The organism is Glaesserella sp. (genome assembly GCF_041814905.1).
In the GTDB taxonomy this organism is placed as follows: domain Bacteria; phylum Pseudomonadota; class Gammaproteobacteria; order Enterobacterales; family Pasteurellaceae; genus Glaesserella.
The window spans coordinates 1-16,111 of sequence record NZ_JBGXYA010000066.1 but is presented as its reverse complement, the minus strand read 5'-3'; the positions used below and the strand labels follow the sequence as shown (position 1 = coordinate 16,111).

The window sequence follows — 16,111 nt, the reverse complement described above, 5'->3', positions numbered from 1 at the left end:
ATTTTAAACCGGTTATAGCGTTTAAATTACTCTTTCGGAATACCTCTCAACAAAGGCGTGCTTTGATAAGGTGCTGTAGATGTTTGTGCAGGCTCAACATCAAATATCATGATAAACGATTTACTTGATTCCATTTTTTGATCACGCCATAAATCCCCGATACTGACTAATTGGGTGTCTGATGGCAAATCAGCTAACCCTTTTTGCAATACGACAATACTATTTTTTCTAGGATGACCAATGATAATAGCTGTGCCATGCTTACGCGCATACTGAATCGCGGCATTAAATTGACGTTGAACGTCTGCTAAAGCATCACTGTCATCAAGAAAAATATGACGCTCTAACGCTTTAATTCCCGTATCTCTTGCCGTTTTATATGCAACGCTACTCCCGGACGTTTTACTGTCCAAAAAGAATAAATTTTGATGAGATAATGCTTTCATCAAATGGCGCATCGTTTGTAAATCAGTGGTTGCTTTACTCCCCATGTGGTTATTCAACCCGATAGCATGAGGAACTTGATTTTGTGCGGCTTTCACTAACTGAGCGGTTTGCATCTCATCCATTCCGACAAGCAATGCTCCGGCTTCAATCGGCTGCTTGCTTTGAGGTTCCATTGGCAAATGGATGAGCACATCCCGTTTTTGTTCAAAAGCTTTATTCGCTCTCGCCGTCGCATAAGGCGCAACCGGAATAATCGCCACCGCAACTTCTTTAGGCAGCGCATAAATTGCAGAATCTTCCTTTGAGCGGTAACCGATATCATCAATAACAATTGCCAATTTACCAGCGTATACAAGCGGTGAGAAAAAGAAAAAAATTTGCAAAATAATGCTTGAAATAGACCGCTTGTTTAACCCTTTGTTCCTGCTTATATTCATTATTATTTAATCCATTTGAGCGGATTGACCGCCTGACCTTTACGACGAATTTCAAAATAAAGGGCCGCCCGGCTTTGCCCCCCCGAATTTCCGACACTTGCTATGGTTTGTCCTGCTTGGACACGACTTCCCTTAGATACGGAAACGGATTGATTATAGCCATATAAAGACATATCGCCATTTCCGTGATCGATAACCACAACCTGTCCGTAACCTTGTAACCAATCCGCCAAAATAACTCGACCAGCTGCAATCGCTTTTACCGCACTTCCGGCATTTGCCTGAATAACGATACCGTTCCATTTCAACTCACCCATTTGAGTCGAACCGAAACTGTTTACCACTTTGCCTACAACCGGCATAGTGTATTTCCCGCTTCCTAAACCGCTTCCCGCTCTGACTTGCTGTTTTTCTTGCTCCGTCGCTTTACGCTTTTCTTCCTTGCTTTTCCTTTGTTCTAATTTTGCAAGCTCTTGTTTTTCTTGCTGCGCTGCCTCATTTGCCGCTTCCGCCAATTGATTACGCAGCGCGGCTTCATTCGCTTTGAGATCGTCTAAACGGTTTTGATCTCGTTGCAACGTTTTATCAATTGAACGGATCGTACTTTCACGTTCATTTTTCACTTTTTGTAAATCTTGCTCTTGTTTTTTTTGTGCATTTAACTGAGTTTGTTGCCCTTTTTGTTGCCCTTTCAGTTCATCCCGACGATTTCTAAGCTCTTCTTGAGTGCGGCGTAAATCATAAATCGCATCAATTCGAACTTGGTTGATATGTTCATAATAAGCCCCCATACGATCGGCATTTTTCGCCTCTTCAGACAACAAACGCTCTAATACGGAAGGGTGAATACCGGAACGATAAGCGGAATCCAACTGCTCTTTCAGTTTTTCTTTTTGCTCTTTTTCCTGTTTTTCTAACCGCTTGATCTCTTGTTCTGTTTTTTGAATGGCTTGACGAATTTCAGTTAATGACATTTCCGTTTTTTTCAGGTTATTCAACACCTTACCCATTTCTATTTCTTGGTTCTTAAGCGTTGACTGAAGTGAATCCCGCTTCTTTTTTTGTTCATCAATTTTGGATTGTTGCTGCTTGATTTTTTGCTGAATTTGGGAAAGATCGTCTGCGATCGCATATTGAGTAAGCCCTAAGCCAACGCAATATAACGAAACGATAAGAGAGAGGGATCGAATGACTTTCACGTGTGTTCCTTATCCAAATCAGGTAATAACTATAAACGAATTATTTTAATAGGTTATTGCTCAAATGACCATGTTTTTTGAGCATAGTATGAAAATCCGACAAATTAAATAACCTCAACCGTTAAAGAATATCTTTATGATTTATAAGGTGATTTTATAACGACACAAATAACGTTCCCGAATGTTTCAGGTAATAGACAATACAAAAAAGTTTTGATTGCATATTACGCTGAAAAGGTATCTTATTTTTAAGATCGCAAGTGCGAATCGGAGGATCAAGTGGTCTGTTTGAGTCAAAAATTTGCAATTATTGAATAACGAGACAAACCAAAAACGAATTTGGAAGAGATGAAAGATTGATAAAACTTATTATAACTAATTGATATTAAAGGAAATAATGGCACGCCCTAAAGGATTCGAACCTTTGACCCACGCCTTAGAAGGGCGTTGCTCTATCCAGCTGAGCTAAGGGCGCAAATTTGGAAATAACTAGTCAGTGAGATTTTAAAAAGAGTGGTCGGCGAGATAGGATTTGAACCTACGACCCACTGGTCCCAAACCAGTTGCGCTACCAAGCTGCGCTACTCGCCGCCGTTTGAAGTGGTTCGCATTATAGATTCTTTAGGGATTGCGTCAATGGATTTTTGAGAAATGCAAACTAAGTGAATGTTCTTTGAACATTATTTTTTATTCGTATCTTACTTAAATGTCAATTTTTTGAGAGAATGGCAAACGTTTTCGTGTTTCATTCGGGAGAAAATATGTCTGCACAAGTTATTTCAGGAAGCGCTGTTGCTACTCAAGTAAAAGCCCAAGTTAATGAGCAAATTATACACTATTTAAATCAAGGCTATCGTGCTCCGGGACTGGCGGTAATATTAGTAGGAGCGGATCCAGCTTCCCAAGTGTATGTCAATAGTAAACGTAAAACCTGTGTAGAATTAGGCATTCAATCCAAATCTTACGACTTACCGTATGATACGACTGAACAAACATTATTAGCATTAATTGATGATTTAAATAATGACACTTCTGTTGACGGTATCTTAGTACAGTTCCCCCTTCCGCAGCAGATTGATCCGACAAAAGTGATTGAAGCGATTTTACCGGATAAAGACGTGGATGGTTTCCATCCTTACAATGTAGGGCGTTTGTGCCAACGTATTCCCACTTTACGCGCTTGTACTCCGTATGGCGTAATGAAATTATTAGAAACTACCGGTATTAATTTATACGGAAAACACGCAGTCATTGTAGGGGCATCGAATATTGTCGGTCGCCCGATGGCTTTAGAATTATTATTGGGGGGCTGTACCGTTACGGTAACTCATCGATTTACGATAGATTTGGAAAAGCATATTCGCCAAGCGGACATTGTAGTCGTTGCCGTGGGCAAACCACAGTTTATTCCGGGCGACTGGATCAAAGAGGGAGCGGCTGTGATCGATGTCGGAATTAACCGCATCAATGGAAAATTGGTGGGCGATGTTGAATATGACGTTGCGGCACAAAAAGCAAGTTTTATCACTCCGGTGCCAGGCGGTGTTGGTCCAATGACGGTAGCAATGCTAATGCAAAATACCTTACAAGCCTATCAGCAACACATTGCAGAAAAATAAAGTCATCAAAAAGAAATCCCCGAAAGGTTAAATTTCGGGGATTTTTTATCTTTTATATTAGGTTTGCTTTTTGAAGTGCCGCAAGAATCACCGGATGGTATTGCTCTGATAGTGGTGTTAACGGCAAACGTAAACTTGGCTCGCTGATTAGCCCCATTTTATACGCAGCCCATTTCACCGGTATCGGGTTACCTTCAACGAATAAATTGGTATGGAGATCCATCAAACGATTGTTAATGGCATCCGCTTCTGCAAATTGACCGGATAATGCATATTTACACATTTTTGCCATATCTGCTGCAGCAAGATTATTCGTAACGGAAATCACACCTTGTCCACCCAATTTCATTGATTCTAAACCTGTTGCATCATCACCGCTTAAGAAAATGAAATCATCACCGGCAAGTTCTTTGATTAAAAGCAGACGGCTTAAATCGCCTGTCGCTTCTTTAACTGCAACAATGTTTGGGATCTTCGCTAAACGGGCAATGGTTTCAGGTCTTAAATCACAACCAGTACGACCCGGCACGTTATATAAAATTTGAGGAAGTTCAGTACACTCTGCAATCGCTTTATAGTGCTGATATAGACCTTCCTGAGTCGGTTTGTTGTAGTAAGGTACTACACTTAAACATCCAACAACACCACTTTTATCAATAAGTTTGGTTAACGTAATTGCTTCACTTGTCGCATTTGAACCGGTACCGGCTATAACAGGAATACGACCTGCTGCAAATTCAACGGTTTTTTTGATCACTTTCACATTTTCATCAATGCTTAAGGTACTGCATTCGCCGGTTGTACCGACAGAAACAATGGCATCAGTACCTGCATTAATATGGAATTCCACTAAATTTTTTAACCCGGTGAAATCAATTTCACAGTGTTTCATTGGGGTAATCAGCGCAACAATACTGCCTGAAAATAGAGGTTTTGTCATAATCATCTCCTGTATATATTTAAATTATTGATAACCGTGATAGCTTGCAAAATTAACCTTAATTATGCAAGTGTTTTCCGTATATTGTTGCTAATTTTTTACACAAATACGATTTATTCAATCCCTTTTTGGTAAGACATCATTAATAAAGTCCGCCATTTAGATTGCCCTTCTTCATCTTTCCCCATATTGGCAATGTTCGGAAAACGTCCCCAACATTCAAACCGGTGTTTTTTCATTAAATTCATGCTGGTTTGGTTTAATTCAAATACGTAGGCCATAAGCGTATGAATTTGATGATCTAACATAACTTGTTGCATATATTCAATGATTTTGGAACCATAGCCTTTCCCTTTTGCCGATTGCTCAAGATAAATGCTGATTTCTGAAGTATGTACAAAAGCAGGACGTTCATAAAAAGGAGAAAAACTAAACCAGCCCACGGTGCCATTTTCATCTTCTACCACCCAAATTGGGTATTTTTCACTGTTTAAATGAAACTCAAACCAATCTTTGCGACTTTCCTGTGTTGCCAAATAAAGATCGGCAGTCACTTGATGAGTTGGAATAGCTTGATTATAAATAGAAAGAATTTTTTCAAAATCCGGATATCGTGCTTTGCGGATTTCCATTAAAGTTTCCTTATAGTTTTAATAACTGCTCTAACGCTTTGGCAATGCTGTCTTCATTATGAGAACCGATTGTCTGTTTGGCATTCTGTTGTACTTCTTCATCGGCTTCTGCCATTGCAATGCCCATACCAACAAGCTTCAGCATACTGATATCGTTAAAATTATCACCAAATGCAATCACGTTTTGTGGATCAATCCCCTCAATTTTCAGTAATTCTGCCAAACAAGCACCTTTACTATTTCCTGTCGCGGTAATATCGACTCTATCTATCCACGACCACTCGGGACTAAATTGATCAAGCGGTAAGTTATCGACAAAATTTTGCATTTTTTCTAAATCCGATGAACTGATTAACACCTTCCAAATCGTCGTACCATCATCCACAAATTGTTGATAATTTTCAACTTGTCTAACATCGGGACGAACATTTTCCGGGCATGCATTGACCCATTTTAAAAATTTGCTGAAGTGTGCATTTAATACTTCGTAAGTCATGGCATCACGAATATAAACTGCAACATGAATATCATTGGCTTTTGCCGTATTTATTAAATATTCTGCCTGTTTGTTGGTTAATGGATTGGAAACAAGAACATCATCTTTTTGAAAATCATAAAGGTAAGTTCCGTTACAACAAACCACCGGAGTATCTAATTCCAATTCCGCATAATAAGGACGCACGGCGGTATGATGACGCCCCGTCACAATAAACACTTTTATGCCTTTTTCACGTGCTTTTTTAATCGCATTTTTACTGGATTCTAGAATAGTCGCTTGGCTTGACAACAACGTTCCGTCAAGATCAAAGGCAATTGCTTGGTAACTCATAAATTTCTCCATACAAAAAAAGAAAGGATGAATATTTTCACCCTTTCTATTTTACTATGCTATAAACGTTAAATCAGTAAATTATTTAGCGTTTGTATCGTAATGCGGAGTTTCATAAAGCGGAGCCGGACCATTAGGACCTGCTACATTACTTTGTTGAGAGAAATCACCGTTTGAAGTGATTTCTACACGACGGTTAGGACGTAAACAATCTTTTAATGTTTTACCTGAACCTGTACATGCTTTAACTTGGTTTGCTTCACCGTAACCAACAGCTTCGATTTGTGCAGTCACGCCTTGTTCGATTAAACGGGCTTTAACCGTATCGGCACGACGTTGGGATAAACCTAAGTTATATTTCACGGAACCCAGAGGATCGGTATAACCGGCAACTTTCACTGCATCGGCTTTAGAGGCTTTTAATTGAGTTGCAATATTATCCACTACTTCAACACCTTGTGCGGTTAAATCCGATTTATCAAAGTCGAATAAGAAATCACCGCTTAGATTGTATGCCGCTTTGCTGTTACAGCCGTTTGGATACCAATAGAAACTTTGCGCATTCATGTTAGTATCAAATAAAATTTTGAACTGACATACTTTATGCTCACCATTTTCTCTGAAATTGAATACATAATCCCACTCACGAACACCGTATAGACCTTCTGAGAAATGTGGGCGACCAAGTAAATTGTAGAGTTCATCTTTATTCATACCGGCTTCAACTTGACGAACGTTTTGCCAGTTAGGCCATGAACCAAATTGTGAACCGCTATGGTTAAATTTTGATTTTGAAATATCAGGGAATACAGGATTATCCGTTGTACCTTCTTTCGATACATCGCTCAAGTTACCGCAAGCCGCTACGGCTAGTGCAACACCTGATAATAATAATCCGCGAAAAACAGTCGTATTTTTCATCTTAGGTTGTCCTTTTGAAAAATTTAGTTTAAAAAACTTCATTTCTGATGGCTCATATAACCATTCATGGTATAGAGACTGAACAATTTTACAATACAAATCCATTTTATTCTAGTTTTTGCTGATGATTATGCGGAAATGTGTTCAATAAATAATTGTAAATTGCGATTTCCCCTAAATTCATTTATGTCTAATTTATAGACCAATCTCGCTTGTTTGATAGATAAATCAGGATATTTTCTTAAATCTACATTAAAACAAATTGCGTCTAAAAGCATACCTTGCTTATTCTCTACCATCATTTTAAGATGCTTTCCGCCTAACAAACGTTGTTGAATAATACGGAATTCCCCTTCAAAACTCGGCTCGGCAAAATTCTGTCCCCAAGGTCCCGCTTGTTTTAATAATTCTACGGTTTCCAAACTAAACTCATTTGCCTGTAACTCACCATCAGTATAAATAATACCTTGTAATTGTTCCGGCTCGATAAATTCATTAATTATTTCATCAAATAATTTTTGAAATTTAAGGAAATTATTTTGATGAATAGTTAAACCTGCCGCCATCGCATGTCCACCGAATTTAACTACTAAATCAGGGTGAGAAGAATCAATTCTTTCTAATACATCACGCATATGTAAACCGTTAATTGAACGGGCGGAACCTTTAAGATATTCACTGTCCTCACTTTCTTGTGCAAACGCAATAACAGGACGATGAAATTGATCTTTTATTCGTGACGCAAGAATACCGATAACGCCTTGATGCCAATCCGGTTGATAAAGCACAATACCGTGAGCCTGATTTTGTTGCATTAATTTCGGTAATTTGGAGCAGATTGCCAACGCTTCCGCTTTCATCTCTTGTTCAAACTCTTTCCGGGTTTGATTCAACGAATCTAACTCAAGCGCCATTTGGCGCGCTGAATCGATTTCATTACAGATCAATAATTCCACACCCAGTGACATATTTTCCAATCGACCTGCGGCATTCAAACGCGGTGCGATCGCAAACCCGAGATCACTCGCTTGCAGTGTACTCCGCTCTCTTTTTGCAATTTCAATTAATGCCTGAATGCCCGGGCGACAATAACCTGACCGAATACGATTGAGTCCTTGGTTAACCAAAATACGGTTATTGTGATCAAGCGGAACCACATCAGCAACGGTGCCCAATGCGACTAAATCCAATAACTCAGCAATATTCGGTTCTTTACCCTGAAAGAGATTACGTTCACGAAATGCTACCCGCAACGCCATCATAACATAAAAAATCACACCGACACCGGCCAATGACTTAGACGGAAACTCGCAACCAGATAAATTCGGATTTACAATCACATCGGCATCCGGTAGCTGGTCTGCCGGTAAATGGTGGTCTGTGACCAACACGCGAATACCCTGCGATTTTAATCGTGTAATTCCCTCAAACGAAGAAATGCCGTTATCCACAGTCAATACGACATCTGCCCCTTTGCCAATCACCATTTCTGCAATATCGACACTTAATCCGTAACCTTGAGAGAATCGATCCGGAATCAAATAATCAACGTGTTCAAAACCAAATTGACGTAAAGCTAAAATAGCCAGCGCAGTGCTAGTGGCACCATCCGCATCAAAATCTCCGACAACGACAATGTTGGCTTGTTGATGGTAGCTTTCTATTAATAAAGTGATCGCTTTTTCAATATTGGCTAAGTATTTAGGATGATGGAGCCTTTGTAAGGTAAGTTCCAACTGTTGCGGAGAATTAACCCCTCTGCTCTGATAAATACGGTTAAGCAAAGGGTGGTCAGATAATGTAGCGGATGTTAATAAAGGTCTGCGTTTAATTAGTTTATTCACGTAATTAGCTATATAAAAATCGGAAAGTAAGAAATTATAAGTGGATACAAGCGGTCTGTTTTTGCAAAAAATTTGCAAATTCTGACCGCTTGTCAACTCAAGCCAATGCCGAATTATTTATCCAACATGCTGAGTAATTCTTTCGGTTCAACAAATCCCGGAATCATATCGCCATCTTGCGTAATAAGGCTTGGCGTACCGTTTACACCGAATTTTATGCCTAATTCATAATGTTTTTTTACCACATTTGGAGTTTTGAGTTCCTTCGGTAAATTCCCTTTTTCCGCTTCATTTAAAGCGTACACACCGTCAGGTGCAGTCCAAATTGCTTCCATTTGTTTTGCCGTTTGAGTATTTAAACCGGTCCGAGGAAAAGCCAAATAACGTACTGTAATGCCTAACTCATTATATTCTTTGATTTTTTTATGTAACAAATTGCAATAGTGACAAGTGATGTCCATAAATACGGTCACGACATGGCGTTCATTTTTAGCAGGATAAACGATCATTTCACCTTTTAGGGCATTCAATTCATCCAATAACACTTTATTAGTGATATCAATGGCTTTATCGTCTTTGATCTCAAAAATATTCCCTTGAATCACATAACGTCCATTCTCACTGATTTGAACCACGCCTTGATCGGAAATCGCTGTTTTGAAACCGGGCAATACCGAATCTGTAATTTTGACGTTTGTTGCGCCGATTTTTTCCAACTGTTTCTGCAATGCGGTATCGTTTGCAAATGCATGGGTAGCCAAAGTAGCTAACCCTACTAGCAATGCGCTTGTTTTTAACATAGTTAAGATTCCTTTTTAATCACACTTAAAGTTTAAGTTTTGCTTCTACATATTTTGCTTTAATTAAGAATGCCTTACGTTCTTTATCCGGCATACTTGAACCCGTACCCGGTAGTTTGACCGTCATCGGATTTACCGGATGTCCGTTAATATGAAATTCATAATGCAAATGCGCACCGGTTGAACGCCCCGTATTACCGGATAACGCGATACGTTCCCCTTTTTTAACATGTTGTCCGACTTTCACCAAGGAACGACTTAAGTGCATATATACCGTCGTATATTGGCTACCGTGGCGGACTTTAATATAACGTCCGGCACCATTTGCCTGATAAGCGACATGCTCGACCACACCGTCCGCCGGTGCAATAATCGGGGTGCCTGTCGGGATCGCAAAATCCACCCCTTTATGCGGCGCAATTCTGCGAGTTACCGGATGTAAACGACGCGGATTAAACGGCGACGATGTTCTTGGTGTAAATTGCAACGGATAGCGGGCGAATCCTTTTCCTAAAGTTTCACCATGACGGTTATAGTAACGTCCGTTCTCCGCTTGAATTGCATAATAACTCTTCCTGCTACTAATAATGTGAATAGCTTCGACATTACCTAAATCGGTAACTTTACCGTTGATATATTCTCGTTTTACCAAAATGGCAAATTTATCGCCTTTTTTCAATTTATTCGTTGCGATTTGCCACTGCAAACCACTAACCAATTGATTGATTTGACGTTGAGAAAGCCCTACCGACTTTAAACTGGAGCTTAAATCGCTAGTTAACGTACCTTTAATCACATCTTGCTTCCAAATCCCTTTTTTCTGGATCGTTTGTACCGAAAACTGATTTTTAGCTTTACGCTCAAAAATTTTCTCTTCTTTTTCGGATATGAGCCAGTTCATATATTCCAGCTCACCGTCTTTATCCAAGATCCAATAGAACTGCTGTCCCGGCTGTAAGCTTGTTAATTGAGGAAACTTTTTCTCCAAAGCTCTCGCCGTAGCAGGACCTAAACCGGATTGTTCAAGCACATCTTTTAGTTTATCTCCACGAGTCACCGTATAGCTGAATTGATTTTGGATACGAATAGCTTGATCAGCAATATCCAAAAAGTCTTCTAAAATGTTTTCCGCTTCCTGTGACAATCCTTCGACCACAGTAATGCTTTCAGGCACTTCGACTTCATCATCCTTATCCGTCAATTCGTCCTCATAAGAAGTTGCATTTTCATCGACTTCCGTCGACGTTTGATGTTCTTCAGGTTCAGTAAAATCAATATCTAGATAAGTGAGCTCTTCATGTATTACGGACTTAACGGCTTGATTTATTTCCAATGCGACGGATTCCGTTGCTTCTGTTGTTGGTTCCGATGAAATTGATTCTTGGCTTTCTGTTTGTTTATTTGGAACTTTAATTGCGATGTCTTGTACCAATATCGCAACATTGTCTAAAACATCTATATCATCTTGGCTAAACTGAAAGGTCAACTCTGTTTCACGAGAAGAAACAACAGACTTTTGATGCTGTAATGCGAGTATAATCCCGATCAGAATAGAAAATAACGCCATTAAAAAGATAAAGGCTTTAACGCGATTCTTCTTTCTTCTTCGATCTCTTGCAAAAATAACGTGTTGCAAAATAGTGTCCTAATTTCTTTCGTAATAATTATTTTAATGATTCCCCATAGACATTCACTAATCCAAAAAATTCCCGAGACATTTCTTGTCAAATCTGGAAAAATCCGCTACTTTTAAACGGTTATTATATCCATAAATTTTTTAGTGCTATGCAAATCAAGCAAATTAATTCTATTTTACCTATGTCTAAGTCGATTCCGCTTGTGACATTGGAAAATATTGATGTTGAGTTTGGCGAATTAAAAGCCTTACATAACATCAATCTACATATTTATCCGCGATCCATTACCACTATTGTCGGTCCGAATGGTGGCGGAAAGTCAACCCTGTTGAAAGTGTTACTCAAACTGTTAACACCGTCCAAAGGCAAAGTGAGTTATCAAAACGGGTTGAAAATCGGCTACGTACCGCAGAAACTGCATCTTGATCATTCAATTCCAATTACGGTACAAAAATTCTTATCATTAAAACCGAATGTAACCAAATCCTCGATTGAAGAAACACTCAATCTGCTTTCAATCTCCCACCTTGCACAAAACAGTGTGCAAAAACTGTCCGGAGGTGAACAACAACGCGTTCTTTTGGCTCGAGCTATTTTAGATAAGCCACAATTACTGGTTTTGGATGAACCGATGCAAGGCGTGGATATTACAGGGCAATCGGAACTCTATCAACTATTAAATAAAACTCGCTTATGGTTAAATTGTTCTATTTTGATGGTTTCTCATGATTTAAATATCGTGATGGCAAATACCGATGAAGTACTTTGTATCAATCGCCATATTTGTTGCGCCGGTACACCGGAAGTCGTTTCTAACGATCCGAGCTTTATTCACCTGTTTGGTGACCAATTCGCTAAAAACGTGGCATTTTATTCTCACCACCATAATCACCACCACGATCTGCACGGTGATGTATGTGGTGGGCAAAATTGTCGACATTAATTGCGCCCAAAAACGATAATACATTTTCTACAGTTCAGAGGCTTTATGTTTGAAATTTTATTTCCTGCTTGGCTTGCAGGATGTCTTCTTACGTTTATCACTGCTCCGCTCGGTGCTTTCGTTGTGTGGCGAAAAATGGCCTATTTTGGCGATACATTAGCTCATTCCGCATTACTCGGCGTCGCCTTAGGTATTTTTCTACAAATCGATCCTTATATTTCCGTCATTCTGATGACCGTATTGCTCGCTTTAGGTTTAGTTTGGTTGGAAAGTCACTCCAACCACTCTGTCGACACCATTTTAGGCATTATTGCTCATTGCACCCTTTCTCTCGGTGTAATGACTATCAGTCTACTGGATAATGTCCGTGTTGATCTGGTTTCTTATCTGTTCGGTGATTTGCTTGCGATCGGTTATAACGATGTTCTGTTTATTACAATTGGCGTGATTTGTATTGCAACTATTCTTGGCTATTTTTGGAAAAAACTGATTTCAATCACTGTTAGCCCTGAACTTGCACAAATTGAAGGGCTAAATGTAGCAAGGCTACGTTTATTACTCATGGTGCTAACGGCTCTCACCATTGCATTAAGTATGAAATTTGTCGGTGCCTTAATTATCACTTCTCTACTGATTATTCCGTCCGCCACGGCAAGACGCTTTGCCAAAACACCGGAAACCATGGTGGGTTATGCGATTTTATTCAGCATTCTTTCTGTAACCGGCGGACTCATTTTCTCCGCGTTTAAAGATACTCCGGCAGGTCCTTCCGTCGTTGTTTGCGCCGGATTGCTCTTTTTAATTTCGTTATGCAAAAAAGAATATAATTAAGATCAATAAAATTTAATTTCATCTATTGAAATTTTTGTCAATTTTCGTTTAAATCACACCGCTTGTAATACATTTACAAGCGGGTGGTTATGTAAAAAATGAACGAAATAAAAAAGAAGTAAATTATGTGTCAATTATTAGGAATGAATTGTAATACGCCAACGGATATTACCTTTTCTTTTGAAGGTTTTCGACGGCGGGCAGGCTTAACCGATCACCATACCGACGGATTCGGTATTGCTTTTTTTGAAGGAAAAGGTGTCAGAATTTTTCGGGATAACCGCCCGGGCGCCTCGTCGCCGATGGCGGATCTCGTCAACCAATACCGAATTAAATCTTATAACGTCATCGCCCATATCCGAAAAGCGACCCGAGGCGATATCAATTTAGAAAACACTCATCCTTTCATCCGTGAAATTTGGGGGGAAAACTGGGTATTTGCGCATAACGGCACCGTTGAAAACATCACGGTTTGTCCCAACAATCACTATCAACCGATTGGCACAACGGATTCCGAAGCCGCATTTTGTTGTATTGCGGCAGGCTTAAAAAAACGCTTCTCAAAAAAACCGTCTGAAAAAGAGATTTTTGATGCCGTGATAGATATTACCAGTGAAATAGCTACACATGGTGTATTTAATTTTATTTTATCCAACGGGCATTGGATGATTGCGCGTTGCTCGACCAACCTTTATTACGTATGCCGTAAAGCCCCTTTCGGCACAGCGCTGCGCGATGATGATGTGATGATTGATTTCCGTGAATATACACAAGAATCCGACAAAGTAACCATCATTACTACACAGCCTTTAACGAAAAATGAGAAATGGACAAAAATGAAAAACGGTGGCTATGTTTTCTTTAAAGACGGCGATGTGCTGTTTGAAGTGGAAGGCTCATTACCTGAATGTAAACCGCATGTTTAATTTGTAAAATTCTAAGTGAAACAGACCGCTTGTATTTCTCGTTACAAGCGGTCTGTTTTTATGGATTATTTGCAATGATGACCGCCCGTTTCGGTGCAGGATATCCTTCGACGGTTTTTTGGTGATCTTGCGGATCGAGAAAATCAATTAACGACTCATTTTCCAACCATTCGGTTTTACGCTGCTCTTCAAGGCTTGTTACGGCTTGATCCACGCAGCGAATGTTTTTAAAGCCGACTTTTTCAAGCCAGTTCACTAATGCTGCGACAGACGGAATAAAATACACGTTCTTCATTTTGGCATAACGATCCGCCGGCACAAGTACGTCATGAATATCGCCATCAATCACTAAAGTTTCAAGCACCAGTTCTCCGCCTTTTACCAGCTGATTTTTCAGTTGTGAAAGGTGATCCAACGGTGATTTACGGTGATACAGTACGCCCATTGAAAATACTGTGTCAAAAGCGTGTAACGGTTGCATCTGCTCAATCCCCAGCGGAATAAGATGAGCTCGACGATCATTATTCAGCAACTTTCTAACCGCCTCAAACTGACATAAAAAAAGCTCGGTCGGGTCAATCCCCACCACCAATTTTGCACCTTCTCCCACCATTCGCCACATGTGATAACCGCTCCCGCAACCGACATCCAAAATTACACGATCTTTTAACGGCGATAAATGCGGTAATACACGATCCCACTTAAAATCGGAACGCCACTCGCAATCAATATGTACACCATGCAAATGATACGGACCTTTACGCCACGGCATTAATTGCTTGAGGTGATAAACCAAACGTTGCGTTTCACCGGCACTTAGCGGCGCCATTAAACAAGATTCCACTTTGTCGGCTAAATTGATTTGAGCCGGTACATTCGGTAAAAAATCGACGACTTTTGCCCACTTGGCATAGTCCCCGTGAGCTTGTTTTTCCCACTGTTTTAATTGTAACGGTAAAGTTTCCAACCACGCAGAAAGCGGACCGGTAGCGATTTGTTGATAAAAAGGACGGAAATCAATCATAGTTTGTTAAAAATAAAAAAGAAAATCGAGAGGAAATTGTAAAGGAATTTTCGATGATCGGCAAAAAGATAAAAAAAGACCAAACATCCTGTTTGGTCTATCATAATATTGATTAATGAATGAATAAAATTTTCTTTATTGTACGACTGTTTCATCCTCGGTATTTGGTACTGAGTTAAAACAGGCGTTAATGTAAACAAAAGTCAGCTACCGGTCAAGCTAAACTTGTAATTATTTTACTTTAATTTATCTATTTGATGAAATTTTACACCAAGTCTCTTATTAATCCTTCTTGTTGATAAGAAATGAGTAAATTTCCTGATCGATCAAAAACCTGCCCGTGTGTTAATCCCCTTGAACCGTAAGCGTTGGTACTTTCTAAATTGAACAATAACCAATCATTAAAATCAAAATCACGATGAAACCAAATGGCATGATCAACCGTTGCAATCTTTACATTTTGTTGCATAAAACCACGAGAATGCGGATGTAACATTGTCAAAATACAATGGAAATCCGAAAAATAAGCAAGTAAGCATTGTTGAATACGACGATCCTTTGGCGCTATACCATTCGTTTTTGTCCACAAATGTTGCTCCGGCGGTAATTGATGGCCATTAAACGGATCATTCGGATATTTAATTCTGACATCAAACGGACGTTCGGCTTGAAATTTTTCTCTTAGCGGAGAAGGCAGCATTAAAGCCACAGAATGAATCAATTCATTTTCGGAATAAAAGCTCTCCGGTTCACCGACATCTTTAGCGGCGGATTGATGCTCAAAACCCTTTTCTCTAACATGAAAAGAGGTCATCACTCGGCAAATAATCTCATTATGTTGTTTAGCATTCACGCAAACCGCAGTAAAGCTTTTACCTTCACGTAAAATTTCCGTTTCATAAATAATCGGATAGGCTGCATCACCGGCTCTTAAAAAATAAGCATGGCAAGAATGTAAATCACGTTCTACATCCACGACTTGCATTGCCGCCGCCAATGCTTGCGAAACAACCTGTCCTCCGAACACTTGCGGAAAACCGAGGTCTTCGCTTTCTCCGCGGAACAGTCCGTCATCCAAACGT

The 16,111-nt window shown here is 39.6% G+C and carries 15 protein-coding genes and 2 tRNA genes; 4 read left to right on the top strand and 13 right to left on the bottom strand.

Annotated elements, in window-relative coordinates; all coding sequences use genetic code 11:
* Positions 1 to 26: 26 nt before the first annotated feature.
* The 4 genes from ACEYJ7_RS09555 to ACEYJ7_RS09540 form a co-directional block, all read right to left on the bottom strand.
* The gene (locus tag ACEYJ7_RS09555) at positions 27 to 884 is read right to left on the bottom strand and encodes a divergent polysaccharide deacetylase family protein (protein WP_373778873.1); all 858 of its coding nucleotides are present in this window, start codon (positions 882 to 884) and stop codon (positions 27 to 29) included.
* A gap of 2 nt (positions 885 to 886) precedes the next feature.
* Positions 887 to 2,083, bottom strand: a complete 1,197-nt coding sequence (gene envC / locus ACEYJ7_RS09550) for a murein hydrolase activator EnvC (protein WP_373778872.1) — start codon at positions 2,081 to 2,083, stop codon at positions 887 to 889.
* A gap of 398 nt (positions 2,084 to 2,481) precedes the next feature.
* Positions 2,482 to 2,558, bottom strand: a tRNA-Arg gene (locus tag ACEYJ7_RS09545).
* A 39-nt stretch (positions 2,559 to 2,597) separates the two neighbouring features.
* Positions 2,598 to 2,674 (bottom strand) — tRNA-Pro (locus ACEYJ7_RS09540).
* A 170-nt stretch (positions 2,675 to 2,844) separates the two neighbouring features.
* On the opposite strand from ACEYJ7_RS09540, the gene folD reads away from it, so the two are divergent.
* Positions 2,845 to 3,702, top strand: a complete 858-nt coding sequence (folD, locus tag ACEYJ7_RS09535; protein ID WP_373778871.1) for a bifunctional methylenetetrahydrofolate dehydrogenase/methenyltetrahydrofolate cyclohydrolase FolD — start codon at positions 2,845 to 2,847, stop codon at positions 3,700 to 3,702.
* 52 nt (positions 3,703 to 3,754) lie between these two features.
* On the opposite strand, the gene dapA is transcribed toward folD, so the two are convergent.
* From dapA to mepM, 7 genes are all read right to left on the bottom strand, one after another.
* Positions 3,755 to 4,642: a 4-hydroxy-tetrahydrodipicolinate synthase gene (gene dapA / locus ACEYJ7_RS09530; RefSeq protein ID WP_373778870.1), complete on the bottom strand. Its 888-nt coding sequence runs from the start codon at positions 4,640 to 4,642 to the stop codon at positions 3,755 to 3,757.
* Positions 4,643 to 4,755: 113 nt separating this feature from the next.
* Complete coding sequence (locus ACEYJ7_RS09525; protein ID WP_373778869.1) at positions 4,756 to 5,274, bottom strand: N-acetyltransferase family protein; 519 nt, start codon at positions 5,272 to 5,274, stop codon at positions 4,756 to 4,758.
* Positions 5,275 to 5,284: 10 nt separating this feature from the next.
* Positions 5,285 to 6,103 (bottom strand): pyridoxal phosphatase, encoded by an 819-nt coding sequence (locus ACEYJ7_RS09520; RefSeq protein ID WP_373778868.1) that lies wholly within the window; start codon positions 6,101 to 6,103, stop codon positions 5,285 to 5,287.
* Between the two features lie 81 nt (positions 6,104 to 6,184).
* Entirely contained in the window at positions 6,185 to 7,024 is an 840-nt protein-coding gene (locus ACEYJ7_RS09515) for an OmpA family protein (RefSeq protein ID WP_373778867.1), read from the bottom strand.
* A gap of 128 nt (positions 7,025 to 7,152) precedes the next feature.
* Complete coding sequence (recJ, locus tag ACEYJ7_RS09510) at positions 7,153 to 8,868, bottom strand: single-stranded-DNA-specific exonuclease RecJ (protein ID WP_373778866.1); 1,716 nt, start codon at positions 8,866 to 8,868, stop codon at positions 7,153 to 7,155.
* 113 nt (positions 8,869 to 8,981) lie between these two features.
* Complete coding sequence (gene dsbC / locus ACEYJ7_RS09505) at positions 8,982 to 9,668, bottom strand: bifunctional protein-disulfide isomerase/oxidoreductase DsbC (protein ID WP_373778865.1); 687 nt, start codon at positions 9,666 to 9,668, stop codon at positions 8,982 to 8,984.
* Between the two features lie 25 nt (positions 9,669 to 9,693).
* Positions 9,694 to 11,304: a murein DD-endopeptidase MepM gene (mepM, locus tag ACEYJ7_RS09500; protein WP_373778864.1), complete on the bottom strand. Its 1,611-nt coding sequence runs from the start codon at positions 11,302 to 11,304 to the stop codon at positions 9,694 to 9,696.
* A gap of 149 nt (positions 11,305 to 11,453) precedes the next feature.
* Here mepM and znuC point away from each other — a divergent pair, with 149 nt between their 5' ends.
* From znuC to ACEYJ7_RS09485, 3 genes are all read left to right on the top strand, one after another.
* On the top strand, positions 11,454 to 12,248 hold the full coding sequence (gene znuC, locus ACEYJ7_RS09495; protein WP_373778863.1) for a zinc ABC transporter ATP-binding protein ZnuC: 795 nt from the start codon (positions 11,454 to 11,456) through the stop codon (positions 12,246 to 12,248).
* A gap of 45 nt (positions 12,249 to 12,293) precedes the next feature.
* Positions 12,294 to 13,079, top strand: coding sequence for a zinc ABC transporter permease subunit ZnuB (gene znuB, locus ACEYJ7_RS09490; protein ID WP_373778862.1), 786 nt, complete (start codon positions 12,294 to 12,296; stop codon positions 13,077 to 13,079).
* A gap of 125 nt (positions 13,080 to 13,204) precedes the next feature.
* Complete coding sequence (locus ACEYJ7_RS09485) at positions 13,205 to 14,005, top strand: class II glutamine amidotransferase (RefSeq protein ID WP_373778861.1); 801 nt, start codon at positions 13,205 to 13,207, stop codon at positions 14,003 to 14,005.
* 58 nt (positions 14,006 to 14,063) lie between these two features.
* On the opposite strand, the gene cmoB is transcribed toward ACEYJ7_RS09485, so the two are convergent.
* Both cmoB and ACEYJ7_RS09475 read right to left on the bottom strand, forming a co-directional pair.
* Positions 14,064 to 15,029, bottom strand: a complete 966-nt coding sequence (gene cmoB / locus ACEYJ7_RS09480; RefSeq protein ID WP_373778860.1) for a tRNA 5-methoxyuridine(34)/uridine 5-oxyacetic acid(34) synthase CmoB — start codon at positions 15,027 to 15,029, stop codon at positions 14,064 to 14,066.
* Between the two features lie 265 nt (positions 15,030 to 15,294).
* Positions 15,295 to 16,111, bottom strand: an 817-nt coding sequence (locus ACEYJ7_RS09475) for an acyl-CoA thioesterase domain-containing protein (RefSeq protein ID WP_373778859.1), incomplete at its 5' end; no start/stop codon positions are given.